The organism is Flagellimonas hymeniacidonis (assembly GCF_008040165.1).
In the GTDB taxonomy this organism is placed as follows: domain Bacteria; phylum Bacteroidota; class Bacteroidia; order Flavobacteriales; family Flavobacteriaceae; genus Flagellimonas; species Flagellimonas hymeniacidonis.
The window spans coordinates 1,648,278-1,674,109 of sequence record NZ_VRUR01000001.1 but is presented as its reverse complement, the minus strand read 5'-3'; the positions used below and the strand labels follow the sequence as shown (position 1 = coordinate 1,674,109).

The window sequence follows — 25,832 nt, the reverse complement described above, 5'->3', positions numbered from 1 at the left end:
AACTAAGCATGAAATTAAAAGATAAAGTTTGCATGATAACTGGAGCCACAAGTGGAATGGGTAAGGCCATAGCAACTTCTTTTCATGCTGAAGGAGCAAAAATTGTGCTGTCTGGACGAAATCTGGAAAGAGGAGAGGCCCTAACCAAAACACTTAAAGAGTCTGTATTTGTCCCCGGAGATATAAGCAAAGCTTCCTATAATGAAGAACTTGTTAAAGTGGCAATTGACACCTTTGGAAAATTAGATGTATTATCACTAAACGCAGGAATTTTGGGATTGGGAAATGTGGTTGACCTCCCTATTTCGTCTTGGCAAAATACTTTGGAAACGAATCTAAGTTCCATTTTCTATCTGTCAAAATATGCCATTCCCCATCTTCAAAAAAGCGGACAAGGGAACATTCTTATCAATGCATCCATAGCAGCTTTTAAAAGTTTTCCCAATCATCCTGCCTATTGTGCCTCAAAAGGTGCAAGCATAGCTTTGATGAAACAAATGGCTGTTGAATACGCTCCAAAGATTAGAGTAAATGCTATTTGTCCCGGACCAGTTGATACGCCTTTGATATGGGATTCAGCCAAGGCATTTCCGAATCCCGAAGAAGCCGTTGAAAATGCAGCAAAAGCAACTTTATTAAAAAGATTGGGAACACCGGAAGATATTGCAAAACTGGCACTTTTTCTAGTTTCAGATGATGCTGAATGGATTACGGGTACAGCAATGACTATAGATGGAGGAATCCTAAATACATAAAATGAAACAGAAACTATCCATACTAAAAATAGGAGGCAACGTCATTGAAGATGACCAAAGTCTTTCTCATTTATTACAGCTATTCTCCAAAATTGAAGGACATAAAATATTGGTTCATGGCGGCGGTAAAAAAGCGACGGAAATTGGCAATACCTTAGGTATTGAAGCTAAAATGATCAATGGCAGAAGAATTACCAATGCGGAAAGTTTGGATGTAGCTATTATGGTGTATGCTGGACTCGTAAACAAAAAAATTGTTGCGCAACTCCAAGCTTTTGATTGTAATGCTATTGGAATGAGTGGCGCAGATGGAAATGCAATTCTAGCCCATAAAAGACCGGTCAAAGAGGTTGATTTTGGTTTTGTCGGAGATGTTGAAAGCATCCATTCCATCAATATTTCAAACTTGATAAAAGCCAATTTTACACCTGTTTTTTGTGCTTTGACCCATGATGGCAATGGACAATTGTTCAATACCAATGCAGACACCATTGCTGCCGAACTGGCCATTGGTATGTCCTCGGAGTTTGAAACCACCTTATATTATTGTTTTGAAAAGAAAGGTGTTCTGCAAAGCATCGAAGACGAGGATTCAGTGATTCAGCATATCAATTTAAAAAAATATGAAGCACTTTTGGCCAATGGAACCATTGCCGATGGCATGCTTCCGAAAATGCACAATTGCTTTCATGCCCTTCAACATAATGTAAAAAAAGTCTGCATCGGAGATAGTAATATGCTCCTAAAAGAAAATTCAAATTTCACCACCCTAACGCTATGAAAATCAATCAGGAAACATTGACCCAAGGCGCCATTGAACTGTTGCAAGAGTTGATCTCTATATCCTCTTTTTCAGGAGAGGAAGATAAGACAGCCGATGCCATTCAAAAATGGTTAGCTGGTTTTGGAATTAAAACAGCGCGTCAATTCAACAATGTTTACGTTTTCAATAAACACTTTGATGAAAATAAACCCACATTGCTCCTCAATTCACACCACGATACCGTAAAACCCAATAGCGCCTATACTAAAGATCCTTTTCATCCGCGTATTGAAGATGGAAGATTATTTGGTTTAGGAAGCAACGATGCTGGTGGGTGTTTGGTCTCTTTATTAGCGACATTTGCCCATTTTTATGAGCATGATAATCTAAGCCATAACATCATTATGGCGGCTACTGGAGAGGAAGAAGATGCTGGAGACAAAAGTCTGACCGCATTGTTACCCATTCTTCCAAAAATTGATGTAGCAGTGGTAGGAGAGCCAACATTAATGGATCTAGCCGTTGCCGAAAAGGGCTTAATTGTTTTTGATGCCGTTGTTGAAGGAACACCCTCTCATGCAGCGCATCCGAATAACGACAACTCCATTTACAACACCATTGACGTATTGAACTGGTTTAAGGCCTATTCGTTTGAAAAGGTTTCCGATGCTCTGGGTGAGGTAAAACTGACCGTAACCCAAATTAATGCGGGAAGTCAACACAATGTGGTTCCCGCCAAAGTAGATTTGGTCGTGGATGTGCGAGTGAACGATTGTTATTCCAATAAAGAAATTGCAGACATTTTGGAAAAAGAAGCTCCCTGCAAAATGACTCCGCGGTCTCTAAGATTAAACTCTTCGGCCATAAATCCGGAACATGATCTAGTAAAAAGTGGGCTTGCCTTAGGAAGAAAAGCCTATGGTTCCCCTACGCTCTCGGATCAAGCTGCGTTAAGTTGTCAATCTGTAAAATTGGGTCCAGGAGACAGTACACGTTCCCATTCTGCCAACGAGTTTATTTATGTAAATGAAATTGAGGAAGGAATAGATCTATATATTAAAATTTTAAAAGGATTTCTAGTTAATTCATAGTTCCATGGCAGGAGAAATAGATTTAAACACACTTTTGACACAAATGAAACCGATGCTTCATGAAGAAGGGTATGTTTTTGTGAGTGTTCCTGATTTCTATGAAATAGACCTCGCTATGGTCCATAGCACTTTTAAGGAGAAAGAAGGTACAACACTCATCTTAAAAAAGGAAAATGCAGATGCCCTAGGGCTCAACTACGACTATGTCGTCTCATGTATTACGCTCACCGTTCACTCCTCTTTACAAGCGGTTGGACTTACCGCAGCAATTTCAACTGCCTTGGCAGCAAATAAAATCAGTTGCAACGTCGTTGCGGCATATTATCATGATCATATCTTCGTAGACCAACGGGATGCAAAGAAAGCCATGAATGTTTTACTAAAATTGACAACAAATTCAAAAAAATGAAACTCTGGGATAAAGGATTTAGTACGGACAAGAAAATTGACCATTTTACAGTGGGCAATGACCGGGAATTGGATTTGCTTTTGGCCAAATACGATGTTATTGCCTCAAAAGCCCATGCGCAAATGTTGGGTAAAGTGGGATTGATTACATCCGACGAAGCAGATGCTTTAACTAAGGAATTGGATAAAATCGCAAATTGCATTGAAGATGGATTGTTCACCATTGAAAATGACTTTGAGGACATGCATTCCAAAATAGAGTTTCTACTTACCGAGAAGTTGGGGGATACTGGAAAGAAAATCCATACGGCACGATCTAGAAACGATCAAGTTTTGGTCGCTATGCAACTGTACCTGAAAAATGAGCTCTCCGAAATTAAAGATGAGGCCAAAACCTTGTTTGATCTTCTTTTGGACTTGGCTGAAAAACATAAAGCAGTATTGCTCCCAGGTTATACCCATTTACAAATAGCCATGCCCTCCTCTTTTGGGCTTTGGTTTTCGGCTTATGCCGAAAGTTTGGTCGATGATATGCATTTTATACATGCTGCATACAAAATTGCCGATCAGAACCCTTTAGGGAGTGCCGCAGGTTATGGCAGTTCTTTCCCAATAGACAGGAGTCTTACTACCCAGGAAATGGGGTTTGAAACTTTAAAATATAATGTGGTCGCCGCGCAAATGGGCCGTGGAAAAGTGGAAAAAGCAACTGCCTTTGGGATTTCCAGTATAGCCAGTACGCTATCTAAATTGGCCATGGATATCTGTTTGTACATGAGTCAGAATTTTGACTTTATCGCTTTCCCAGATGAATTAACCACGGGAAGTAGTATTATGCCCCATAAAAAGAATCCAGATGTTTTTGAATTGATCCGGGCAAAGTGCAATAAGATTCAAGCGGTGCCCAACCAATTGACCCTAATCACCAATAATTTGCCCAGCGGGTATCACAGAGATTTACAACTGGTGAAAGAAGTGATTGTGCCCGCCATTCAGGATATAAAAGCTTGTTTGGAGCTTATGCGCTTTAGTTTAAAGGAAATTCAGGTAAATACTACCATTCTGGATGACCCAAAATACGATTACCTCTTTAGTGTGGATACCTTAAATGAATTGGTAAAAAATGGAATGCCCTTTAGGGATGCTTATAAAACCATGGGCAAATCCATTGAAAATGGCACGTTTCAACCTAAAAAAGATATAGACCATAGCCACGAAGGCAGTTTAGGGAATTTGTGTTTGAAGGAAATCAGAAAGAAAATGGAAGGCAACAATTTCTGAGCATAAAACAGTCGAATCATTTTGTAGCGCCCACCCATCAATTAGCCCTTGAATCTTAAGTTAAATTTCCCGAACTTCACTTATCTGTCGATATAGTCCATTGAAACGGACCATATCTTAATTGTTGTACACAATTACTAAAAACACGTCTGTACTCAAGAACTTAACGCAAAGAATCAATTTATAAATTCCGAGATATAAAACTCATCCATTAATGATAACCAAAGAGCCTAAAGATTGGCAAGACTTGCAAAATAAAGTCAATTTAATCCTAAATGATATAGGCTTAAACTCTAATAAAGAAGTCGAATTAAAAACCCCAAGAGGAACAGTTGAAATTGATGTATATGCAATTGACCCAAAAAGTATCGATAAAATTAAATATATAATTGAATGTAAAAATTGGAATAAAAAAGTTCCTCAGACTGTAATTCATAGTTTTACCACAATTATGAATGAAACTGGAGGGAATATAGGTTATATAATTTCAAAAAAAGGATTTCAAAAAGGTGCTCTGGAATATTCAAATAGCACTAATATCAGATTGTTCTCTTACGTTGAATTTCAAGAACATTATTTAATGCTTTGGTATGAAAAAAGTTTTGCAAAAAGTATTTATGAAGTTAGCTCTGATTTGATTTCATATACTGAACCAATAAATTCTAGAAGATTTAAATATCAAGAAAAACTTACTGAGAAAAGAGCCGAAAAATTTAATATTCTATTAGATAAATATTCAAATTTTGCCATGATGTTAATTCTTATTGGTTCAAACTCTTATGAAAGTATATTTTCTAAAGAAAAAAACACTTTTTTCAGTATTGAGAAAATTAAAGTTACTGTATTTGATTTGTTGAAAATCAAACTAGAGGCTGATAATTTTCAAGATTTGTTAATGGAGTTAAATGTTATAATAGAAGATAGTATATCTGAATTTAATGCTCTTTTTGGAAAAAATATATTTGCTGATAAAAATTAACTGTGTACAACACGGTGTATAAAACATAGCTAATAAGTGCTTAACCGAAAGGTTTGTGTATATTTATAAAGTCCGCCAAATTTTTAATTTGGCTTTTAAAATTGATAAATTAAAAACAAAATATAAAAATTCGGCTCTGTGTTAATTCGAAAAGTTAGTGTCTTTTTATAGGCTACGTTTCATACACAAGTCCGATAAGTGTAATACAAAATACCTTTCCTTCCATCCTTCTTTAGCAGACTAAGCACAAGATAAATGAGTCAAGACAAAAACTTAGTGGTTCTTTAGCGTCTTTTTATCCGAATCATAGCAATCAGGGTATTCACCAGAAACACAAGTTGCCCTACCAAAAATAGGATAAGCACAAAAAATAGTAGTTTTTGTATTGTGGATAGCTTGGTTAAATTTCCAACGTCTGGTTCAAAATCTAAAAAAGCGAAGCACGCTATAAAACCCAAGCTCAGTACTACATGCGTAAAAAACATCCATCCAATGCTTGTGGCTTTAAACAGATGGAGCATCCAATACCCGTAGCCGCATAGAATAAACCAGGCACCCAAAACGCCATAAACACGAGTGTAGGGTATACTATAGTAGCTTGCCTTAACGTGAAATTCTAGCTCGGAGTTGTCACCATTTGTAGTTAAAAATACCTGCGTAATGATCAGTGCAATCCCTAAAGCCCAAAAAATACGATGTGAATTGTTCCTTAGCTTGTGCATGCTCAAATTTACTTGATCATACCCAAATTTATAACTTCTTGTTCAGTTAGGTGGCGCCAATGCCCTCTTGGTAGGTCTCTCTTGGTCAATCCTGCAAAAATTACACGATCAAGTTTGGTGACATGGTAGCCCAAATGCTCAAAGATGCGTCGCACGATTCGGTTACGCCCGCTATGGATTTCTATTCCGATTTCTTTCTTGGGAGCGCCTTGTATATAACTTACATCATCCACTTTAACAGCGCCATCTTCCAATTCCAATCCCGCTTCAATTTGACGTAAATCGGAGAGGGCAAGATTCTTATCTAAATGCACGTGGTATATTTTACGTACCCCGTGCGTTGGATGTGTCAGTTTTTTGGTCAAATCTCCGTCGTTAGTGAAAAGCAATAGTCCGGTAGTATTACGATCTAAACGCCCTACGGGCAACAATCGGGATTTAGATGCATTGGAAACCAGTTCCATTACGGTCCGTCTCCCTTTTTCATCACTTGTGGTAGTGATAAAGTTTTTTGGTTTGTTCAATAAAATATATTCCTTTTTCTCGGGATTGAGTTTTCTGCCATCAAAACGGACATCATCCGTGCGTTTTACTTTATACCCCATTTCTGTAATCACTTTTCCATTTACAGAAACGTTTCCTGCGGCAATATAGGTGTCGGCTTCCCTACGGGAACATATCCCTGCATTGGCGATATACCTGTTTAACCGAATTTCATCGGGGTTCGATTTTGTTACCTGCTTTTGTGGTTTTTTCCGAAATCCTTCTTTTTTGGGAAATGGTTTTTTGGAATTTCTTTTTTTTGGGCTTTCAGAGGGCTTTCTGCCTCTGCTATAGTCTGATTTCGCCATCAGTCATTTATTTTTTGCAAAGGTAGTGTTTTTTGCTTCCTTAAAATACTGGGCAACAGTCCCACAACTATCCGCCAACTATTATATTGAATCTGTACCTAGAAACTGGATTTTTATATTAAAATTCCCGAACTTCCCTTATTAACCGATCTAATTCAGTGGAACATAACTTAATTATAAGCATGTATTTGGAATGAAACCTCTAATTGAAAACATTATTCAGCAATATCAAGAAGTCCAAAATGGAAAATTATGGATAGGGAGCACATTTACCAGTAAATTGAATCAAGTTGATGAAAGTATGGTTTTTATAAGGCCAATTACCGGTTTGCACAGTATCGCAGAAATAATTTCCCATTTGACCCTGTGGAGAAAAGAGACAATCTTGAAAATTGAGACCGGTGAGGGAAGCAAAACAGATGATTGCGAGGAGAACTGGTTGTCTAATGACAAACTCGAATTATTGGGTTGGCCATACATTAAATCTGAATATGATAAAACGCTGATTACATTGATTGATTTGTTAAAATCGAAAGACGATAACTTTTTAAACGAAGAATATTTTGATACTGATTTTAAGGGAAATTATACATATAGTTTTGTAATTAACGGAATGCTACATCACGATATTTATCATTTGGGACAACTTGGAATAATAATCAAATACTTAAAAGAAAACAACTAATCTAACAATGGCTCTGAGGGCAACTGTAAAACCCTTTTATTTTTCCGAATTTTCTACAGCAAAAACCTAGGAACTTCACTTATGCCAATATAATGACACATCCTTTGCGAAAACATATTGAAGAAATAATCAGTCTAACTGATGAAGAATTCGACTTTGTTTTAAGCCATTTCGAACACATCAAAAAACGTAAGCACCAATATCTTATCCAGGAAGGAGAAATTGTCAATAAGGAATATTGGGTAATACAAGGCTGTTTAAAAAGCTATTTTATTGATGACAATGGAAAAGAGCATATCCTTCAATTTGGAATGGAAAACTGGTGGATCACCGATTACGAATCTTTTGTAAAACAGGTTAAATCCAAAACTTCCATAGATTGCATAGAGGACTGTGAATTGCTATATATCACTTTTGAAAATCGGGAAAAGCTAACGGCCAAAATGCATAAAATGGAGCGTTTTTGGGCAAAAAAAAGCAAAATTGGTCGTATTGCGCTTCAAAATAGGATCTTATCATTGCTAAAAAACTCTACCAAGGAGCAGTATGAGCAGCTTCTTGAACAATATCCAAAACTTTTTCAGCGTGTTCCCAAAAAAATGATTGCTTCATATTTAGGTGTTTCCAGGGAAACGCTTAGCAGGTTAAACCCATAACCACTTTTCTTCATCTTTTTTACCCCATGTGATTTACATCACTTTAAAGAAGTGACATACCTCCTTCGTGATACTTGTATTGCCAAGCATCTTTGTATGACAATTTATTTAATAAAAAAGTTATGCCATACATCAACATTAAAGTTACTGACGAACAAGTTACCAAAGAACAAAAACAGCAGTTAATTGTAGGTGCTACGCAGCTATTGGTAGACATCCTTAGCAAAAACCCCAAAACAACCCATGTGGTCATTGAGGAAATACCCATTGAAAACTGGGGCGTGAACGGAAAACAATATTTAGGAACTAAAAAGTAAAGAACATGAAAAACAAAACAGTAATTATTACAGGAGCATCAACTGGAATTGGAAAAGAAATTGCCAGGTACTTTATAACACGGGAAAGTAATGTGATAATGAACGCATCCAGCGAAGAAAACCTAAAAAAAGCATATGAGGAATTAGGTTCTCCGGCTAACGCAATTTACCAAGTTGGAGATATCAGTAAACGGGAAACAGGGCAAAAACTGGTGCGTTTGGCAATGGAAAAATTCAATGCTGTTGATGTGCTTATCAATAATGCCGGTGTATTCTCTCCTAAACCCTTTTTAGATGTTGAAGAACAAGACCTTGACCTGTATTGGAATGTAAACTTAAAAGGAACGTATTTTACTTCTCAAGCCGTTATTCCCCAAATGATCAAACAGCAGAATGGATCCATTATAAACATAGGAACAGTTTTGGTGGATCATGCTATTGATGGGTTTCCTGCTACAGCTCCATTAACAAGTAAAGGTGCTATCCATGCTTTAACAAGACAACTGGCCGCAGAATTTGGAAAAAACAATATAAAGATAAACACCATAGCACCCGGAATCATCAGAAGCCCGCTACAAGGAAAAATAGGAATTGAAGATGCCGATAGTTTGGCAGGGTTACACCTATTGAACCGAATTGGAGAAGCCCATGAAATTGCTGAGGCGGCATATTATTTAGCTACATCCAATTTTGTGACCGGAGAAACCATTAATGTGGCAGGTGGACATACAGTTGGCCACGCTATTTAAAAAAACAAATTATGTATACAGAAAGTATAAAAGAAATCGAAGGTTTAATTACCCATTATTTTGAGGGAGTTTTTAATGGAGATACCGACAAACTTGAAAGCTGTTTTCATGAAAACGCATACCTCTATGGAGATATAAAAGGTATGGACTATTTAAAGAGTGTAGCGGAGTATCTTGAAGGTGTAAAAAGTAGACAAAGCCCCAACGATCTAAATGAGGCCTTAAAAATGAAAATTATAGGCATTGATATTATGGGCAAAATAGCCATGGCAAAATTACATGTACCCATGCTGGGATATAATTATTATGATTATTTATCCCTTTCCCATATTAATAATGAATGGAAAATTGTAAACAAGCTTTTCATCCATGTCGAATAGATAGATTAGTTACCCTCACATATAAAAAATAGCGGTTTGTGGCCAGCTCCAAACCGCTATTTCATTTTAATTAGATGTTTATACGCTAAGCTTTTGAGTCCTTTTTTAATTTTTACTTTTTTAAACAAAAGCTTTGGGAATAGGATTAACATATTGCTGTCAAATACAAATAACACTTTGTCCTTTTGTATGCTCCAACCATAAATCCTAGCTTGATTTTAAAATTTAATTCCGCTAACTTCACTTATCGGGTGATATAGTCCATTAAAACGAGCAATATCTTAAACGTTGTAGGCAATTATGACTAACCAAATCGAATGAATGAGAATTTAATAGCTATACTAATAATACTTATTTACTTTTCACCAGTTTTTTATCAATTGGTAATAGTGATAAAAGAGAGTAAAAGAGGTAATAAAATTCCACTAAAGAAATTTAAAAAGTTCTTGAAATACAGTGTAATGATAATTACTCCAATAATAATCGGATTTGGAATTTTAAGTCATACCAACTATCTGAATTATGAGAAACCCTTGACCTTTGATAAATACGACCAAATAACCTTTGAAAACTTCAGAGGACTTGAGTTTTTTAAAAAATCACTTTATGGGAATGAAAGGTTTGCATATGTAGTTACATCAATAGATAGTGACATTGATGATAATTCTGTAAAAGTTGAATCTCTATTCTATCCTTCTCGTTCGTTTGTTTACAAAAAGAATACCAACAGTAAAGAACTGTTAACACACGAGAAATATCATATCAAAATAACTGAATTATTCGCTCGAAAAGCAAAAGAAAAAATATCAAAACTCAACAGATTTGATGAAAACAAAATCGAGGGAATAATTAGACAAGCAGAAAAAGACGAACGAAAATTTCAAACAGAATATGACTACAACACTTTCCATAGTTATGTTTTGAGCGAACAAAAAAGATACGAGAAAGAAGTTGACAGTTTACTAAATTTACTGACTGAATATAAAGAATCAAAAATTGAATTTAATGACAAAAATTAGAGTTATCCTTTTTGCTTTAATAAGCATAACACTTACGAATTGCAATACAGAAAAACACGAATTTCCGCTTGACAAAAGATATTGGGACTTGAATGACTATGATAAAGTAGTTTTGGAATTAAATTATGGTTACGAAGCAGACGAAAAACTTCCGACTTTTGACGACCCACAAACAAGAATTATCGTGGAAAAACTTACTGACCAACAAAATTTTAATATTGTTCTTGATGATAACGAATTGGGCATTAAGCACCGAAACGAAGTTGCGGAAAAGTTCTTTAGTGAGTGGAAAGATATGAATAACATCTATGATGCACTTGACAGAAAAGACCAATATTTATACGATAAAGAAATGCTTGCTGTTTGGCATTTTGGTTTAGGACTTCAACTAAAATATTTCAAATTAGGAAATGACCAAATAAAAGAAAATGCAGACGACCCAAATTCTTCAAGAGTTAAAAATAACATTAACTCAAATGTTAGTACTTTAATAAAAAACTATCTGATTTATCTGGACGAGATAAATAACGAAAAAGCATTCACAGAGGAGGGAAAAACAAAACTTGCAAATGGAATTGACAAATATTTTCCAGCCTTGATTGAACTTTATCCAGACGCAAATTACAGCGGTATGAAAAACAAAGCGGAATTGATGTTAAAGAAAGCTGAATCGGTTAAAATTAAATCGTCGTTGAATAAATTAATTGAACTGATTGACTCGAAAAAAGAAAAAGAAACTGAATAAAATAACTGCCTACAACAATGGCTATAAGTGCAATTACAAAAAACTTCCTTTTGTATATGGACCCATTGGGGAAACTTAGGGTCATAAAAATTATTCTTCGAAAGCTACAGTAGATTGCCGCTCTCGGTTTACAGTCAACTTGGTCACATCGGGTCTTGAGTAGTGCCCAACGGGGTCAAAATTTTGTCGTTCTTCGTACACACGGTTAAAATCCAAGGTTTCGTATATCAGCCCTTCCTTGTCCACAATGGGTTCAATGATCCATTCTCCATCTGGTCCGGCTATGGCAGAGCCTCCATTGGCCAATGTATCGGGTGCTTTTTCTAGAATTTTATCTAAATGAGGTGTATGCTTTGGAAAATCGGAAGTACGCATTAATGAGGAAACAGAAATCACAAAACTTCTGGATTCTCGAGCGATAAAACGGGTAATATCCTTTGTATTATGCAATCCTCCCGGCCAAACTGCTACATGTAAATTTTCTCCCTGTCCATACAACGCAGTGCGTGGCAAAGGCATCCAATTTTCCCAACAATTGAGTCCCCCTACGGTAAACTGTTTTAGGGGATGTACTTGCAGTCCATTCCCATCTCCTGGAGCCCAGGTTAAGCGCTCATCATAGGTGGGTTGTAATTTGCGGTGTACGGATTTTATCTCTCCCTGTGGGTTGATGTATACCAAGGAGCAATACAAGCTATGTCCTCCGCGGTCCTTGGCCCGCTCCATCACACCTAAATAGATGGCTATGCTATGTTTATTCGCAAGTTTGCAAATAGTATCCAATTCCCCTACCTCAATCTGAATGGCGTTTCGGGTATAATGGGCATGAAGTTCTTTGTTCACTTTTAAATCCCAGACAGCACCTTCGGTGTGGGCCAGCCAAAACGGGTATCCGGGTAATAAGGCTTCTCCAAAAACAATCAGTTCTGCTTTTTCTCTTGCAGCCTCCACAATGGTATTTTCAATTTTTTTCAGTGTTGCCTGTTTATCTAACCACACCGGGGCAATTTGTGCCATTGCCACTTTTAATAGATTCTCCATTATAAAATCCGATTTAAAACCAAGTCAACATCAATCAATAAAATGCTAAAAACACCAGCTACGATAATAAACTTTAAAATATTATGCAGCCAAACATAATGTTTTTTACCCTTGGCATTCCACAATAAAATGATAAAAAGCAGTAACAATGCTATACAACCCCAAAAGTAAAGATACATATAGCCCACATCAAAAACATTGATCAGTAGAAGAGACGGGATAAGCGTTAACATAATCAATAGGCCTATGATTATTTTAGATGTTTTGCGGCCATAAAGTATGGGTATTGTCTTGTAGTTTTGCGCCATATCGCCTGCCATATTCTCTAAATCCTTAATCATTTCCCTGGCCAAAATCAACAGAAAAAGAAACAGTGCGTGCACAAAAATGACGGTTTCAAAATTTCTATAGTAGACAAATACCACAAAAAATGGGGTGATCGCCAGCGAGGCCGAAACTAGATTTCCTATAAAAGGAATTCGTTTTAGTTTGTGGGAATACAACCAAATTCCAAAAATATAGGCTGAAAAAAAAAGCACCGCTCTAAAGGAAATATAACTTGCTGCAAAAGCGGCCAAAAAATTAAGAATGAAATAAGTGGTTAATTTAAAGCGCTGGCTCACCAATCTGTCCAGCATACTTTTCCTTGGTTTATTGATCAAGTCTTTTTCTGCATCGTAAAAATTATTGATAATGTAACCACTTGCAATTACTAAGGCCGAAGCTGTTACAATTAGAAATAGATTTAAGTCCAAAATCACACTGCGTAAAGGGGAATCTGGAGAAAGTATATAGATGGACGCCAAATATTGGGCAAGGGTGATGATTAGAATATTATACCCGCGTACCACAGAAAATAAACTCAATAGCTTAAACAGCAGGAGTTTATTTTTTCTACTAAGCATTTGATTGTTTTAGAAGTTGTACACCACTTCCAAGTTGTGTCCATTTAAGGCTTTTTTTGCCTTTTCCAAATCTTGGGTAAAGCCCAAAATATAACCTCCACCTCCTGAACCACAAAGTTTTAGGTAGTAATCATTGGTTTCAATGCCCTGCTGCCAAAGTTGATGAAATTTAGATGGAATCATGGGCTTAAAATTATGGAACACCACGTGTGAAAGTTGTTTTAAGTTTCCAAAAAGCGACTTTACGTTTCCATTTAAAAAGTCTTCCACACAGGCGTCTGTGTGCTTGATGAATTGATCTTTAAGCATACTGCGAAAGCCCTCTTGCTTCATCTTTTCCATAAACAACTGCACCATAGGGGCAGTTTCGCCAGTAGTTCCACTATCCAATAAGAAGACAGCGCCTTTGCCCTCTTTATTTTGTGACGGAATACTGGTAGATTCGATATTATCCTTGGAATTGATAAGAATCGGTAAGCTCAAATAACTGTTCAATGGGTCAAGCCCTGAAGATTTTCCATGGAAAAAAGATTCCATTTTACCAAAAATCTCTTTTAATCGAAGCAACTTTTCCCTGGTTAAATTTTCAAGAACGGTAATCTTATCTGTAGCATACTTATCATAAATGGCAGCAACTAATGCTCCACTGCTTCCAATACCATACCCTTGCGGAATAGAACTATCGAAATACATTCCATTAGCAACATCCTTTTCCAATGCTTGCAAATCAAAAGACACAAGCCCCTGTTCTTCCTTTTCAATATTTCTCAAGTATTCCACATAAGCCTTTAGGCTTGCATTGGATTTACTAGCCGTATCGGATGGGTTATCATCAGTTTTTAATGCACCCTTAAAAAAGTTGTATGGAATAGAAAGTCCTTTGGAATCTTTGATGATTCCATACTCCCCAAATAATAGAATTTTTGAATAAAATAAAGGTCCCTTCATAGTCAATTCAAAGATACAAATCTAGTTTGTTTAACATTGAATGTTTTAAAGATAAACAATAATGGTTTCGGAATCTCGATACTTCAACATAAATACGATATCCAACGCTAAATAACGTTGTTCAAACATATTAAGTATCTCTTGCTATCCCAATCTTCGAGCTCCGGCTCCAATTCGGTCGCAAATATAGTGACCATTCTCACAATGTGCAACCAACTCATCTTTAATGAATTGAATGGCTTTTTCTTTCACTGACTCTGGATACAGCACATGAACATTTGCTCCAGCATCCAAAGTAAAGCAAATGGGTAGCTTGGTTGCCGCCCTATAATCCCAGATTTTGTTGATGATCTCTAAAGTATCTGGTTTCATGAGGATAAAATAGGGCATGCTGGTCATCATCATGGCATGTAATGTCAAGGCCTCGCTTTCAACGATATTAATAAATTCCGTCAAATCACCTTGTTCAAAAACATCCTTAAGTTTATCTAGATTCTCATGTGCCTGATTAAAACGTCTATCTGCATATGGATGGTTATGCATTAAGTTATGACCAACAGAACTGCTTACTTGTTTTTGACCCTTGTGAACCAACAGAATGGTGTCATGAAAGTTTTTGAATGCTTGATGGACTTTAAAAGGATATTTAATTCCATATAAATCAGAACTTTCTGGTATTCCTTTGTACGCACCCCACTGAATTAAATCGCCTTCAATGCTTCTGCAAGCACTTCCGGAGCCTAAACGAGCCAAAAAAGAGGCTTTTCTATTGAAAAAAACTTGAGGCATTTCCGAATTTAATTCTCTTTCAATATCAACCAAGCATAATGCCAAGGCCGCCATTCCACTTGCTGAGGATGCAATACCGCTGCTGTGCGGAAACGAGTTTGAGGTTTCTATTTTTAAGTGGTATTGTTTTATAAAGGGCAGATACTCTTCAATACGGTCAAAAAAGGTTTGGATCTTTGGCTTAAAATCTTCCTTTGGACTTCCCTCAAAAAACAAATCGAAAGAAATTGGCGAAACACCTTCTTTCCTGGTGAACGAAACCGAGGTGGTAGTTGCACAGGCATCCAACGTAAAACTAACAGAGGGGTTGGCCGGAACTTGGTTGGCTCTTTTTCCCCAATATTTTACCAAAGCAATATTGCTTGGGGCCTTCCAAGTAACTTTTCCTTCCGCAGGGAATTGATTATAAGGTTTAGGCAGAAAATCTTTCTCTGTCATTAGAAAAATATTTCGACAAATATAACAGATGCCATTCGCTTGCAAGAGAGCAGGTTCAAATAAATTCTTATTTTAGACGGACTTGCACCAATCATGAAGAAAAAGGCCTTATATATTCTTATTGCCGTAGCAGTTTGCCTATTAATAGGCTTTCTGTCCAGTTTTGCTACACAAAGCTCGGTTAATGATTGGTATATAACTTTAAATAAGCCAAGTTTTAACCCACCTAACACCATTTTTGCTCCGGTTTGGACCGTACTATATATCCTAATGGGTGTATCTGCAGGAATTGTTTGGTCAAAAGGTTTTCATCATATTTGGGTGAAAACAGCATTGTATCATTTTGGTTTTCAACTGCTTTTTAATGCTTTATGGAGCATCGTATTTTTTGGGCTTAAAAATCCATTATGGGCTCTGGTTGTAATTTTAGTATTGCTCACCTTGATCATACTCACCATTAAATGGTTTAAAGTAGTAAGCAAGCTGGCCGCCTTGTTACTGATTCCCTATTTATTATGGGTCTGTTTTGCTTCCATTTTAAACTATCAAATCTGGATGTTGAATTAATTCCCGCTAAGTTCCAAAAGCTTTTGCATGGTCCTTAAATTCCGTGCTGTTGCAGACACCTTTAGCATTCTTTCAATAAGGTTATTGTTGAGCTTGGCATTTCCATATCCCCTTTTACAGCATAGATAAACACAATTATCGGTAATGTAAAAATCTTCATGGTCAAAGCTTATTGCATTAAATTCATCGACCAAACTTTGGTTTGGAACCTCTTTGAGCAATACAAAATAGAGGTTGTTCTCCGTAGTTTTATTGATAAACGGATTTTCCTTCAATATCCTCTCAATTTCACCCCCCGTAACTACCAAGATGGGTACTTCAAAACCAAAATCAGACAAAATTGCATCATAAATACTATCTTGAATCTCCTCAATTTTAGACATTTCGCTATCAAAGACAATATTTCCACTTTGAATATAGGTTTTCACATTTTGTAAACCACTACGTTCCAAAGTTTGTCGTAAATCAGCCATCTTAATTTTCTTTTGCCCACCTACGTTGATCCCCCTAAGAAGTGCTATATATGTTTTCATGATTTATTAATTCAAAGAATAAAACTACTCCGATTTATTTTAGTAAATTCAGTCGCATTAAATTAACCAAAATGAATCAGTATATCCTAGCCTTAGATCAAGGCACCACAAGTTCTAGAGCAGTTGTTTTTGATAAAAAAGGAACCATAATATCCGTAGCGCAAAAAGAATTCACCCAAATATTTCCAAAGCCAGGATGGGTAGAGCATGATGCCAACGAAATTTGGGCAACGCAAGCCGGAATGGCCGCTGAAGCTGTAAGTAAAAAAGGGCTGAAAGGGGAGCAATTGGCCGCAATAGGAATTACTAACCAACGTGAAACTGTTGTAGTTTGGGACAGGAATACGGGTGAACCTATCTACAATGCCATTGTTTGGCAGGATAAACGAACTGCAGATTACTGTGATGAATTAAAAGGTCAGGGTAAATCTGAAATGATTCGTGAGAAAACTGGTTTGGTGATAGATGCATATTTCTCTGGAACTAAAGTAAAATGGATTTTGGACAATGTGGAAGGTGCCCGCGAAAAGGCAGAAGCTGGAGATTTAGTTCTGGGAACCATTGATACTTGGCTTATCTGGAAAATGACAGAAGGCGCATTGCACATAACAGATGTTACCAATGCCTGCAGGTCGTTGCTATTTAATATCAATACCATGGAATGGGACGATGAACTTTTAGAACTTTTGACCATTCCTAAAAGTATGTTGCCAGAGGTAAAACAATCCAGCGAAGTGTACGGGCATACGAGCCCTAATTTCTTTGCCGCCAAAATTCCAATTGCCGGTATTGCCGGTGATCAACAAGCAGCACTATTTGGACAAATGTGTACCAAACAGGGGATGGTAAAAAATACGTATGGCACAGGTTGTTTTATGTTGATGAACATTGGAGACAAGCCAATAGTTTCTAAAAACAATCTGCTTACCACGGTTGCATGGAAAATAAATGGAAAGACCACCTACGCGCTGGAAGGAAGCATTTTTATAGCTGGTGCAGTAGTACAATGGCTCCGAGATAGTCTAAAAATTATAAAAACTTCGTCTGAAGTTGAGCAGCTAGCCAGTTCAGTTGAAAGTTCTGAAGGTGTATACTTTGTGCCGGCCTTTGCTGGGTTGGGTGCACCGCATTGGAATCAACATGCCCAGGGCACCATTTTTGGTTTAACCCGAGGAAGCACCGATGCGCATGTGGCACGAGCTGCATTGGAATCCATAGCTTACCAAACTATGGATATATTAAAGGCCATGGAGGCAGATTCCGGCATTTCAATAAAAGAATTAAGGGTTGATGGAGGAGCAACTGTAAATAATTTGCTCATGCAATTTCAATCTGATGTATTAAACACAATAACCGTACGTCCCAAAATTGTAGAGACCACGGTTATGGGAGCGGCATACTTGGCTGGACTTGCTGTTGGCTATTGGGAAAGCCCAGAAGAAATTCAAGATATTTGGCAAACTGATGTTCACTTTAATCCATCTACAGAGCGAGAGTCTATTGACAAGAATATTAAAGGGTGGTATAGAGCTATTAACGCACTGGAATATTGGACCGAAAAATCATAATTTAAAGACAACTGATAACCTTATAATCTAACCAATCATGACACCTTTTATTGCCGAAATTGTGGGCACTTTTCTGCTCATCTTAATGGGATGTGGCGTCAATGCCAATGTTTCTTTACAAAAGACATATGCCAACAATTCTGGATGGATTGTAATTACAACCGGCTGGGCTTTTGCTGTCTACACAGGGGTAGTTGTAGCAGGTCCTCATAGTGGCGCCCATCTTAATCCTGCCGTAACCATAGGGTTGGCATTAGCTGGAGAATTTTCTATTTACGATGTTCCAAATTACATTATTGCCCAGTTTATTGGAGCAATGCTTGGAGCTCTTTTGGTGTGGATACTCAATATAAAACACTTTAGTGCTACAGAAGATGGCAACACCAAAAGAGGTGTTTTTTGTACAGCTCCAGCAATTCCGAATACTGTTTTAAATCTTTTATCTGAAATGGTCGGCACTTTTGTATTGATTTTTGCGGTCCTTTATTTCACCGATGCAGTACATACTTCAGACAACAGTATTATAGGTCTAGGTTCTTTAGGATCACTTCCTGTTGCCATAATTGTTTGGGGAATTGGATTGTCCTTAGGAGGCACCACAGGTTATGCCATAAATCCGGCTCGGGATTTGGGCCCGAGAATAATTCATGCTTTGGTTCCGATTAAAAACAAAGGATCCAATGGTTGGGGATATTCTTGGATTCCGGTTATTGGCCCTATTCTTGGCGCTGCTATAGCTGCGGGATTGGCACACTTCCTTCAATAGGAATTCTAAGACTATTTGGAAGCAATGGCTTGGGCGGCTAGGTACGCTCCCGTCCAAGCGTTTTGAAAATTAAAACCTCCTGTTATGGCATCAACATTTATGATTTCACCTGCAAAATAAAGATTGGGGTGTTTTTTGCTTTCAAAAGTTTTAAAATTAATTTCCTTTAAATCTACTCCTCCTGCGGTTACAAATTCTTCTTTAAATGTACTTTTTCCTTCTACTTTAAAGGAACATACGGTGAGTTGTTCAGCAAGATTATAAAGCTTTACTTTTGTTATATCTGCCCATTTTAAGTCCTTTTCAATACCTGCAGCTTTTACCAAATTTATCCATAGTCTACGTGGAATCTCAACAGCATTGGTCCGCAAAATAGTTTTCTTTGCCTCTACTTCTTTTATTTCCTTAAGATAGCCCTCCATCGAACTGGTAGAATATTCTGGAACCCAATTGATATTAACCCTGAAAGAATACCTATAATCGTGCAAAATTCTGGCTCCCCAAGCGGAAAGCTTTAGGATAGCTGGACCACTCAATCCCCAATGGGTAATTAGTACAGGTCCTTCGGATTGCAGAATCGGCTCAGATTTAGGAGCACTCTTGAGTTTTAGATTTGTCTTTGAGGAAAAAATCTTTTTTGAAGGGATTTCTACTGAAGCATTAGTGCTAATTCCTTGAATTCCATGTATTCTTTCATCATCAATATTAAAGGTAAACAAGGAGGGAACCGGAGGAACAATAGTATGCTCAATTGCCCTTAGCTGTTCCCATATTTTAGGGTTGCTTCCTGTAGCTAAAAGCAACTTTTTTGTTTGATAGTGCTTGTTCATAGTGGTCACCTGCCACCCTTCTGTACTTTCATTTTTTTTAAATTGTTTCACCGAACTATTTTTCAGCACTTTTACACCCAACCTTTCGGTTTCGCCAATGAAACAATCAATAATGGATTGTGATGAATTGCTTACGGGAAAAACACGACCGTCTTCTTCTATCTTTAAGGGTACTCCACGCTCCTCAAAAAAAGACATTATATCTCCTGGGGCATGATTATGAAAAGGTCCTAAAAGCTCTTTTTGACCTCTTGGGTAATTTGAAGCTAGTTCATGGGGAGAAAATTCTCCATGGGTAACATTACACCGTCCACCACCAGATACTTTTACTTTTGAAAGCACGGTTTTACCCCGTTCAAAGATTGCCACATTTAGATGCGGAGCTTGTTCCGCTATTTTAATAGCAGCATAAAACCCAGCAGCACCTCCTCCAACAATAATTACATCGTACATTAATGTACCCGTTCAGGATAATTTGTAATGATTCCGTCCACCCCAAAGTCTTCCATTCTTTGAATTTCTTCTGGCTCATTAACGGTCCAAGTATAAACTTTAAAACCTTCTTCTTTAATTTTAGCAGTGTTCTCTTGAGTCAGTTTTTCATAATTGGGATTTATGGCAACGGCATTCAATTCTTTAGCTATGTCAATAGCATCTAATGGATCGTCCTCAGTAAGCACCGCAATTTGAATGTCACTATTTAATTCCCTCATCTTTTTTAATTCATCCCAATTAAAACTAGAGATTATAAAGTTCTCCGGAGACCAGCCTCTATCGCGAACATATACACTGGTGATATAGTTTACTCTATCCGCAGTATTTGCCCCTTTTAATTCGATATTAAGTGCCACTTTATTATTGATAAGTTTTAAAACATCTTGTAGCATAGGAATTTTATGGTTCCCGTCTAGTATCAGTTGTTTTAAATCCACAATGTTGTAATCTTCTATTAGTCCTCCACTATTGGATAATCTTTCTACACGTTCGTCATGAAAGACTACAATTTCGCCACTATAGATTTTAAATACATCTATCTCGATCATGTCCACTCCCAAATCCAAAGCTTTTTGAACCGACGCCAAGGTGTTTTCAGTTTCATGTCCCATGGCCCCTCTATGACCTATAACTAAAGGTTTTGCACCTGTCATACTACAACTTTCAATTAGAAAAATGGCAATCAGCGCCAATGGTAAGCATTTTTTCATTTTGGTTCATTTTTAATGCTAAAAATACAACTTGAAAATCAAAATGGCTATAGCTTAAAATATTGAAAAGACAATAACATAAATAGCCATTTGTGGTATTATCATCAATTTTTGATGCCTATTTTTATCACTTTGTTAAATTTTATTTAATACTTTTAGCATATTAGTAACCAATTAATCAACTAAAATGTTTTCAAAATCTAATTTGTTAGCAACGCTAGCAGCATTTGTAACCATGTTCTTGTTGGGCTATGGTATTTGGGAGTTTTTACTGGCTGATTTTTTCGCCGGACACACGCTTAAGAATTTTATGAATGAGGATATGAATATGGGCTTAATTGCAGGCAGTAATGTTATTATCGCTTTTATTCTTAGTACGGTGTATAGCAAGTGGGCAAGAGGGCACCATAGTGCCAAAGAAGGTTTTTCATACGGTGCGTGGATTGGCGCATTTACCGGATTCGGTATTGGACTTTTAAACTATGCGGTCAGTGGCCTCATGGATATCACCGGAACACTTGTAAATGGAATAGTTGAAGTAATTTTCTACGGAATCGTAGGAGCTGTAATAGGATTGGTATATCAAAAAACGGCAACTAAGGAATAAAGAAAACTAACCGACCTTAAACCTTGGGCGGATTGCTTTGCAATCCGCTTTTTTTTATTCTTCAATACTAAAAATATAAGATTCCAACGGAGCCAACTTTACATCCATTTTCCCTTGTCCATTTTTGACCAATAGGGTGGTCTTTACTTGACCGTAAAGTTCTTCTTTTAAACTAAATTCTTCATTTGGCAAATTCCATTTGGCAATTACCTGTTCTGGAATCTTAAGTTCAAATTCGTAATTTTTATGAGCATCAAAGTTTGATACAATGATTAGTTTTTCATTGTCGGACCATCTTACATACGAAAGCACTCTATGGTCATAGCTTTCTGTATGATCTTTGTTATAAAAGTGGATCTCTTCATATTCTCCCATTAAGGCTTCGCTCTTAATGGTAAAATTCAATAACCGTTTATAGAAGCCCCTTAATTTCTTTTCATCATCGGATAACCGACCTCCATCAAACTTTTTATTGTTCATCCATCTTTGATGATGGGGCACGCCCACATAATCGAAAATTGACGTGCGGGTAGGTTTTCCAAATCCGGCATCTTCAGCGCCTGGCTCTCCAACCTCTTGGCCAAAGTAGATCATTGTTGGAGATGTGCTTATTGTGGCGGAAACCACCATGGCAGGTTTGGCGAGTGTAGCATCTCCCACAAAATCAGGACTAGCTATTCGCTGTTCATCATGGTTCTCTAAAAAATGGAGCATATGGTGCTCAATATCCGCCATCCCTTTTTGCACAACTGGAATATGATCCGTCCATCCATACCCTTTCATGATGTGCTTTATACTGTCATAAAGTTCCACCTTATCATATAAATAATCCATTTTTCCCTTTCGGATGTAATCTCGATAAAGTTCTGGATTGTAGACTTCCGCCAATAAAAAGGCATCATGGTTTTTCATTTTAATGTTGGAATTTAAATAGCTCCAGAATTCGACGGGGACCATTTCTGCCATATCAAACCGAAAACCATCTACCCCAAAATTCAACCAATACAGGGCTATATCTCTAAACTTATTCCAAGAATCTGGGATTGCTTTATCGCTCCAAAACTCAAAATGGGCTTTATTGTCCTTTGCATCATAGCCTTCCGGAAGTTCTTCAAAATCTTTAGTACCATCTGGCCGCACTCCATAATTCACCTTGACCGTCTCATACCAATCATTAAAATGAGGCTGCGCCAATCTGGAACCATTTCCTGTCCATTTTGCCGGACTTTCCTTAAACTTATGATCAGTAAGCGCATTGTTTTCACCTCCCAGAGGCAGATAAGCTTCTTCCCATTGGGGTACTTTAAATTTAGTTCCCGGGATATAATAAAAGTTGTTATTGACATCATACTCCTTGTTCACATCATCTTTAGCGCCAAAATCCGAAATCCCGTTTGGATTTGTCAACCCCTCATAGCTCCGTGCAACATGATTGGGAACAATATCAATGATCACTTTCATACCAGCTTCATGTGTACGTTGAATAAGGGCTTTAAATTCATCCAGTCTTTTGGAAGGGTCATCTGCCAAATCGGGATTTACATTATAATAATCCTTTACCGCGTAAGGAGAACCCGCGCGTCCTTTTACTACATCTGGATCATCATTCGAAATCCCATAATCTGTATAGTCATTAATCAAGGCATGATGTGGAACCCCAGTGTACCAAACATGCGTTACTCCTAAATCTCGGATTTCATTTAATGCCAATGGTGTGAAATCGGAAAATTTCCCAACTCCATTTTCCTCAATGGTGCCCCAAAGCTTGTTGGTCGTATTTGTATTTCCAAAAAGGCGGGTAAAGACCTGATAAACGACGGCTTTCTTCTTCATTTCTGGTAGAACTGGTTTTTTATTGACCTTTTGTTCGCATGCAAGCATCCCTAACATTACCGCTACGGCAACGAGAACTTTTTTCACGCTTGAACAACTTTTCCTGGTGTCAACATTAATGGTTTTTCATTTACCTGAATCTTTAAATCTTGATTTCCGGTAATTTCAAAACTCACCTTTTGTTCTGAAACGGTAATGGTGATAACCTGATTTCTAAAATTGATTTTAAAAGAATAAGAGTCCCATTGTTTGGGTATTCTGGGTGTAAAGTGAAGTTGATTGTCCAATACCCGCATTCCGCCAAAACCTTCTACAATACTCATCCATGTTCCTGCCATGGAAGTGATATGTAAGCCCTCTTCTACTTCCTTATTATAATCGTCTAGATCTAGTCTTGATGTTCTTAAGTAAAACGTATACGCTTGTTCCATTCTACCCAATTTAGCAGCTTGAATGCTGTGAACACATGGAGATAGAGAGGATTCATGCACAGTGAAGGGTTCATAGAAGTCGAAATGCTTTTCCAAAGCCACTTTGCTAAAATGATCTTCAAAAAAATAGAAGCCCTGGAGCACGTCGGCCTGCTTAATATATGGGGAACGTAATATTCTATCCCAACTCCATTTTTGGTTGATGGGTCTTTCTGATTTATCCAGATCTTGCACCTTGATCATTTCTTTGTCCAAGAACCCATCTTGCTGCAGAAATACTTGGTGTTTTTCAGAAAATGGAAAATACATATTGTTGGTTACCTTATTCCAATCTTCGGTTTCTACCGTTGTTAAGTTGGTTTTATCGGCTATTCTTTTGTAATCCTCTGGATACTCATTTTTTACCTTCTGAACTTGCTCAGCAGCATAATCCATGCACCATTTGGCCAAATAATTTGTATACCAATTGTTGTTGACATTGTTTTCATACTCATTTGGCCCTGTTACCCCCAGCATGACATATTGCTGTTTCTCCTCTGAAAAATTCACGCGTTGGTGCCAAAATCTCGCAATACCGATTAGGACTTCCAATCCCATTTTAGGAATATAACTGTAATCTCCAGTAAATCTGTGATAGTTATAAATGGCAAAGGCTATTGCACCGTTTCGATGGATTTCCTCAAAAGTGATTTCCCACTCGTTATGGCATTCCTCCCCGTTCATGGTAACCATGGGATACAATGCGGCTCCATTAGTGAAGCCTAATTTTTTGGCATTTTCAATGGCCTTTTCTAGATGATTATAGCGATATTCCAATAAGCTCCATGCTACCTCTTGGTTTTTGGTAGCCATATAAAAAGGAACACAATATGCTTCGGTATCCCAATAAGTGCTTCCCCCATATTTTTCACCGGTAAATCCTTTTGGTCCAATATTTAATCTGGAATCCTTTCCTAAATAGGTTTGATTTAACTGAAAGATATTAAAACGTATTCCCTGTTGCGCTTTTACATCACCCTCTATGGTGATATCACTCATTTCCCATATTTGGGCCCAAGCCTCCTTTTGCTTTTGAAGCAGTCCTTCATAGCCAATTGTAACAGCTTTTTGTAGTGTGCTTTTTGCTGCTTTTACCAGTTCTGATTCATTATGATTTCGTGAAACGGTATATCCGCCAAATTTATGTATGCTAAAGCATTCTCCTTTCTCAACGGCAAGTTCATAACTTAGTCCAACTGAAGTATCACCTTTTTTCAAGTTAGGTGAAATCTCAATTGGGGAGCCTTTGTAAAGCAACTTGGCCTCCATAAAAGTGCAGGTGGCAAAGTTGGTCTTCATGGTATGTGCCTCAATAAAAGCTTGATTTCCCTCTGAAGTTATATTAGTGGTATTCCAGAACTTATCATCCCAATTGGTGTCTTCATTGGTGATTCCACTATCTAAATAAGGACAAAATGTAATGTCTACATTCTGGTTTAGTGGGGTAATCTCATATTGGATGGCACCTACCTCATCAATATCTAAGCTTAAAAATCTGGTTGTACAAACAGAGATTTCAACACCACTTTGTAATTGAGCGGTGAAACTTCGTTGATACCAGCCTTCACGCATGTTAAGCTCTCTTTTAAAATCATTTACCGATTTGCATGTATTGAGATCTAACAATTCGTCACCTATAAGAATTTCAATTCCAATCCAATTTGGAGCATTAAGAACTTTGGCAAAATACTCTGGATATCCATTTTTCCACCAACCTACTCTGGTCTTATCTGGGTAATATACTCCTGCAATGTAACTGCCTTGAAAAGTCTCCCCAGTATATTCCTCCTCAAAATTGGCGCGCTGCCCCATAGCGCCATTTCCTATGCTAAATAGACTTTCGGACGATTTAACGAGTTCTTTATTAAAACCTTCTTCAATAATGGACCAAGGGTCCGTTTTTATATAATCCTGATTCATTTATATCGCTA

28 protein-coding genes are annotated in these 25,832 nt (G+C 37.4%); 17 read left to right on the top strand and 11 right to left on the bottom strand.

Annotated elements, in window-relative coordinates; all coding sequences use genetic code 11:
* Positions 1–8: 8 nt before the first annotated feature.
* From FVB32_RS07590 to FVB32_RS07565, 6 genes are all read left to right on the top strand, one after another.
* Complete coding sequence (locus FVB32_RS07590) at positions 9–755, top strand: SDR family NAD(P)-dependent oxidoreductase (protein ID WP_147742766.1); 747 nt, start codon at positions 9–11, stop codon at positions 753–755.
* A gap of 1 nt (position 756) precedes the next feature.
* Positions 757–1,536, top strand: a complete 780-nt coding sequence (gene argB / locus FVB32_RS07585; protein ID WP_147742763.1) for an acetylglutamate kinase — start codon at positions 757–759, stop codon at positions 1,534–1,536.
* A complete protein-coding gene (locus tag FVB32_RS07580; protein ID WP_147742761.1) occupies positions 1,533–2,609 on the top strand; it encodes a M20 family metallo-hydrolase in 1,077 nt (358 codons plus the stop codon). Before argB ends, FVB32_RS07580 begins: the two co-directional genes overlap by 4 nt.
* Before the next feature lie 4 nt (positions 2,610–2,613).
* Positions 2,614–3,018, top strand: a complete 405-nt coding sequence (locus FVB32_RS07575) for an ACT domain-containing protein (protein WP_147742759.1) — start codon at positions 2,614–2,616, stop codon at positions 3,016–3,018.
* Entirely contained in the window at positions 3,015–4,298 is a 1,284-nt protein-coding gene (gene argH / locus FVB32_RS07570; RefSeq protein ID WP_147742757.1) for an argininosuccinate lyase, read from the top strand. The genes FVB32_RS07575 and argH overlap by 4 nt, the downstream gene beginning before the upstream one ends.
* Positions 4,299–4,512: 214 nt before the next feature.
* The gene (locus FVB32_RS07565; protein ID WP_147742755.1) at positions 4,513–5,277 is read left to right on the top strand and encodes a restriction endonuclease; all 765 of its coding nucleotides are present in this window, start codon (positions 4,513–4,515) and stop codon (positions 5,275–5,277) included.
* Positions 5,278–5,561: 284 nt separating this feature from the next.
* On the opposite strand, the gene FVB32_RS07560 is transcribed toward FVB32_RS07565, so the two are convergent.
* Together FVB32_RS07560 and FVB32_RS07555 are read right to left on the bottom strand one after the other, a co-directional pair.
* The gene (locus tag FVB32_RS07560) at positions 5,562–5,999 is read right to left on the bottom strand and encodes a hypothetical protein (RefSeq protein ID WP_147742754.1); all 438 of its coding nucleotides are present in this window, start codon (positions 5,997–5,999) and stop codon (positions 5,562–5,564) included.
* Between the two features lie 8 nt (positions 6,000–6,007).
* Positions 6,008–6,850, bottom strand: a complete 843-nt coding sequence (locus FVB32_RS07555) for a pseudouridine synthase (protein WP_147742752.1) — start codon at positions 6,848–6,850, stop codon at positions 6,008–6,010.
* A 193-nt stretch (positions 6,851–7,043) separates the two neighbouring features.
* Between FVB32_RS07555 and FVB32_RS07550 the strand changes: the two genes are divergently transcribed.
* The 7 genes from FVB32_RS07550 (at position 7,044) to FVB32_RS07520 (ending at position 11,401) form a co-directional block, all read left to right on the top strand.
* Complete coding sequence (locus FVB32_RS07550; RefSeq protein ID WP_147742750.1) at positions 7,044–7,535, top strand: DinB family protein; 492 nt, start codon at positions 7,044–7,046, stop codon at positions 7,533–7,535.
* Between the two features lie 92 nt (positions 7,536–7,627).
* The gene (locus FVB32_RS07545) at positions 7,628–8,191 is read left to right on the top strand and encodes a Crp/Fnr family transcriptional regulator (protein WP_147742748.1); all 564 of its coding nucleotides are present in this window, start codon (positions 7,628–7,630) and stop codon (positions 8,189–8,191) included.
* A 122-nt stretch (positions 8,192–8,313) separates the two neighbouring features.
* The gene (locus FVB32_RS07540) at positions 8,314–8,508 is read left to right on the top strand and encodes a tautomerase family protein (protein WP_147742746.1); all 195 of its coding nucleotides are present in this window, start codon (positions 8,314–8,316) and stop codon (positions 8,506–8,508) included.
* A 5-nt stretch (positions 8,509–8,513) separates the two neighbouring features.
* The gene (locus tag FVB32_RS07535) at positions 8,514–9,257 is read left to right on the top strand and encodes an SDR family NAD(P)-dependent oxidoreductase (RefSeq protein ID WP_147742744.1); all 744 of its coding nucleotides are present in this window, start codon (positions 8,514–8,516) and stop codon (positions 9,255–9,257) included.
* An 11-nt stretch (positions 9,258–9,268) separates the two neighbouring features.
* Positions 9,269–9,637 (top strand): nuclear transport factor 2 family protein, encoded by a 369-nt coding sequence (locus FVB32_RS07530; RefSeq protein ID WP_147742742.1) that lies wholly within the window; start codon positions 9,269–9,271, stop codon positions 9,635–9,637.
* Between the two features lie 317 nt (positions 9,638–9,954).
* On the top strand, positions 9,955–10,656 hold the full coding sequence (locus tag FVB32_RS07525) for a hypothetical protein (protein ID WP_147742740.1): 702 nt from the start codon (positions 9,955–9,957) through the stop codon (positions 10,654–10,656).
* Positions 10,643–11,401: a hypothetical protein gene (locus FVB32_RS07520; protein ID WP_147742738.1), complete on the top strand. Its 759-nt coding sequence runs from the start codon at positions 10,643–10,645 to the stop codon at positions 11,399–11,401. Before FVB32_RS07525 ends, FVB32_RS07520 begins: the two co-directional genes overlap by 14 nt.
* A gap of 90 nt (positions 11,402–11,491) precedes the next feature.
* Here FVB32_RS07520 and FVB32_RS07515 read toward each other — a convergent pair whose 3' ends face one another.
* From FVB32_RS07515 to FVB32_RS07500, 4 genes are all read right to left on the bottom strand, one after another.
* The gene (locus FVB32_RS07515) at positions 11,492–12,442 is read right to left on the bottom strand and encodes a carbon-nitrogen hydrolase family protein (RefSeq protein ID WP_147742736.1); all 951 of its coding nucleotides are present in this window, start codon (positions 12,440–12,442) and stop codon (positions 11,492–11,494) included.
* Positions 12,442–13,347 carry a geranylgeranylglycerol-phosphate geranylgeranyltransferase gene (locus FVB32_RS07510; protein WP_147742734.1) on the bottom strand — a complete coding sequence of 302 codons (906 nt, stop codon included), beginning with the start codon at positions 13,345–13,347 and terminating at the stop codon, positions 12,442–12,444. The genes FVB32_RS07515 and FVB32_RS07510 overlap by 1 nt, the downstream gene beginning before the upstream one ends.
* A 9-nt stretch (positions 13,348–13,356) precedes the next feature.
* On the bottom strand, positions 13,357–14,295 hold the full coding sequence (locus FVB32_RS07505; RefSeq protein WP_147742732.1) for a mevalonate kinase family protein: 939 nt from the start codon (positions 14,293–14,295) through the stop codon (positions 13,357–13,359).
* A gap of 144 nt (positions 14,296–14,439) precedes the next feature.
* Positions 14,440–15,522, bottom strand: coding sequence for a diphosphomevalonate/mevalonate 3,5-bisphosphate decarboxylase family protein (locus tag FVB32_RS07500; RefSeq protein ID WP_147742730.1), 1,083 nt, complete (start codon positions 15,520–15,522; stop codon positions 14,440–14,442).
* A gap of 93 nt (positions 15,523–15,615) precedes the next feature.
* On the opposite strand from FVB32_RS07500, the gene FVB32_RS07495 reads away from it, so the two are divergent.
* Positions 15,616–16,089 carry a TspO/MBR family protein gene (locus FVB32_RS07495; RefSeq protein WP_147742728.1) on the top strand — a complete coding sequence of 158 codons (474 nt, stop codon included), beginning with the start codon at positions 15,616–15,618 and terminating at the stop codon, positions 16,087–16,089.
* Here the strand turns inward: FVB32_RS07495 and FVB32_RS07490 are convergent.
* A complete protein-coding gene (locus tag FVB32_RS07490; protein ID WP_147742726.1) occupies positions 16,086–16,622 on the bottom strand; it encodes a DUF1697 domain-containing protein in 537 nt (178 codons plus the stop codon). The genes FVB32_RS07495 and FVB32_RS07490 overlap by 4 nt on opposite strands.
* A gap of 71 nt (positions 16,623–16,693) precedes the next feature.
* On the opposite strand from FVB32_RS07490, the gene glpK reads away from it, so the two are divergent.
* Positions 16,694–18,190, top strand: coding sequence for a glycerol kinase GlpK (gene glpK / locus FVB32_RS07485; protein WP_147742724.1), 1,497 nt, complete (start codon positions 16,694–16,696; stop codon positions 18,188–18,190).
* Positions 18,191–18,227: 37 nt separating this feature from the next.
* Positions 18,228–18,956: an MIP/aquaporin family protein gene (locus tag FVB32_RS07480; RefSeq protein ID WP_147742722.1), complete on the top strand. Its 729-nt coding sequence runs from the start codon at positions 18,228–18,230 to the stop codon at positions 18,954–18,956.
* Between the two features lie 11 nt (positions 18,957–18,967).
* On the opposite strand, the gene FVB32_RS07475 is transcribed toward FVB32_RS07480, so the two are convergent.
* A complete protein-coding gene (locus FVB32_RS07475; protein WP_147742720.1) occupies positions 18,968–20,239 on the bottom strand; it encodes a BaiN/RdsA family NAD(P)/FAD-dependent oxidoreductase in 1,272 nt (423 codons plus the stop codon).
* Complete coding sequence (locus FVB32_RS07470) at positions 20,239–20,991, bottom strand: glycerophosphodiester phosphodiesterase (RefSeq protein ID WP_246139842.1); 753 nt, start codon at positions 20,989–20,991, stop codon at positions 20,239–20,241. The genes FVB32_RS07475 and FVB32_RS07470 overlap by 1 nt, the downstream gene beginning before the upstream one ends.
* A gap of 187 nt (positions 20,992–21,178) precedes the next feature.
* On the opposite strand from FVB32_RS07470, the gene FVB32_RS07465 reads away from it, so the two are divergent.
* Positions 21,179–21,598, top strand: a complete 420-nt coding sequence (locus FVB32_RS07465) for a hypothetical protein (RefSeq protein WP_147742718.1) — start codon at positions 21,179–21,181, stop codon at positions 21,596–21,598.
* Positions 21,599–21,652: 54 nt separating this feature from the next.
* On the opposite strand, the gene FVB32_RS07460 is transcribed toward FVB32_RS07465, so the two are convergent.
* Together FVB32_RS07460 and FVB32_RS07455 are read right to left on the bottom strand one after the other, a co-directional pair.
* Complete coding sequence (locus FVB32_RS07460; RefSeq protein WP_246139860.1) at positions 21,653–23,479, bottom strand: alpha-amylase family protein; 1,827 nt, start codon at positions 23,477–23,479, stop codon at positions 21,653–21,655.
* A 35-nt stretch (positions 23,480–23,514) separates the two neighbouring features.
* Positions 23,515–25,821 (bottom strand): glycoside hydrolase family 65 protein, encoded by a 2,307-nt coding sequence (locus FVB32_RS07455; RefSeq protein WP_147742716.1) that lies wholly within the window; start codon positions 25,819–25,821, stop codon positions 23,515–23,517.
* Between the last annotated feature and the right edge of the window lie 11 nt (positions 25,822–25,832).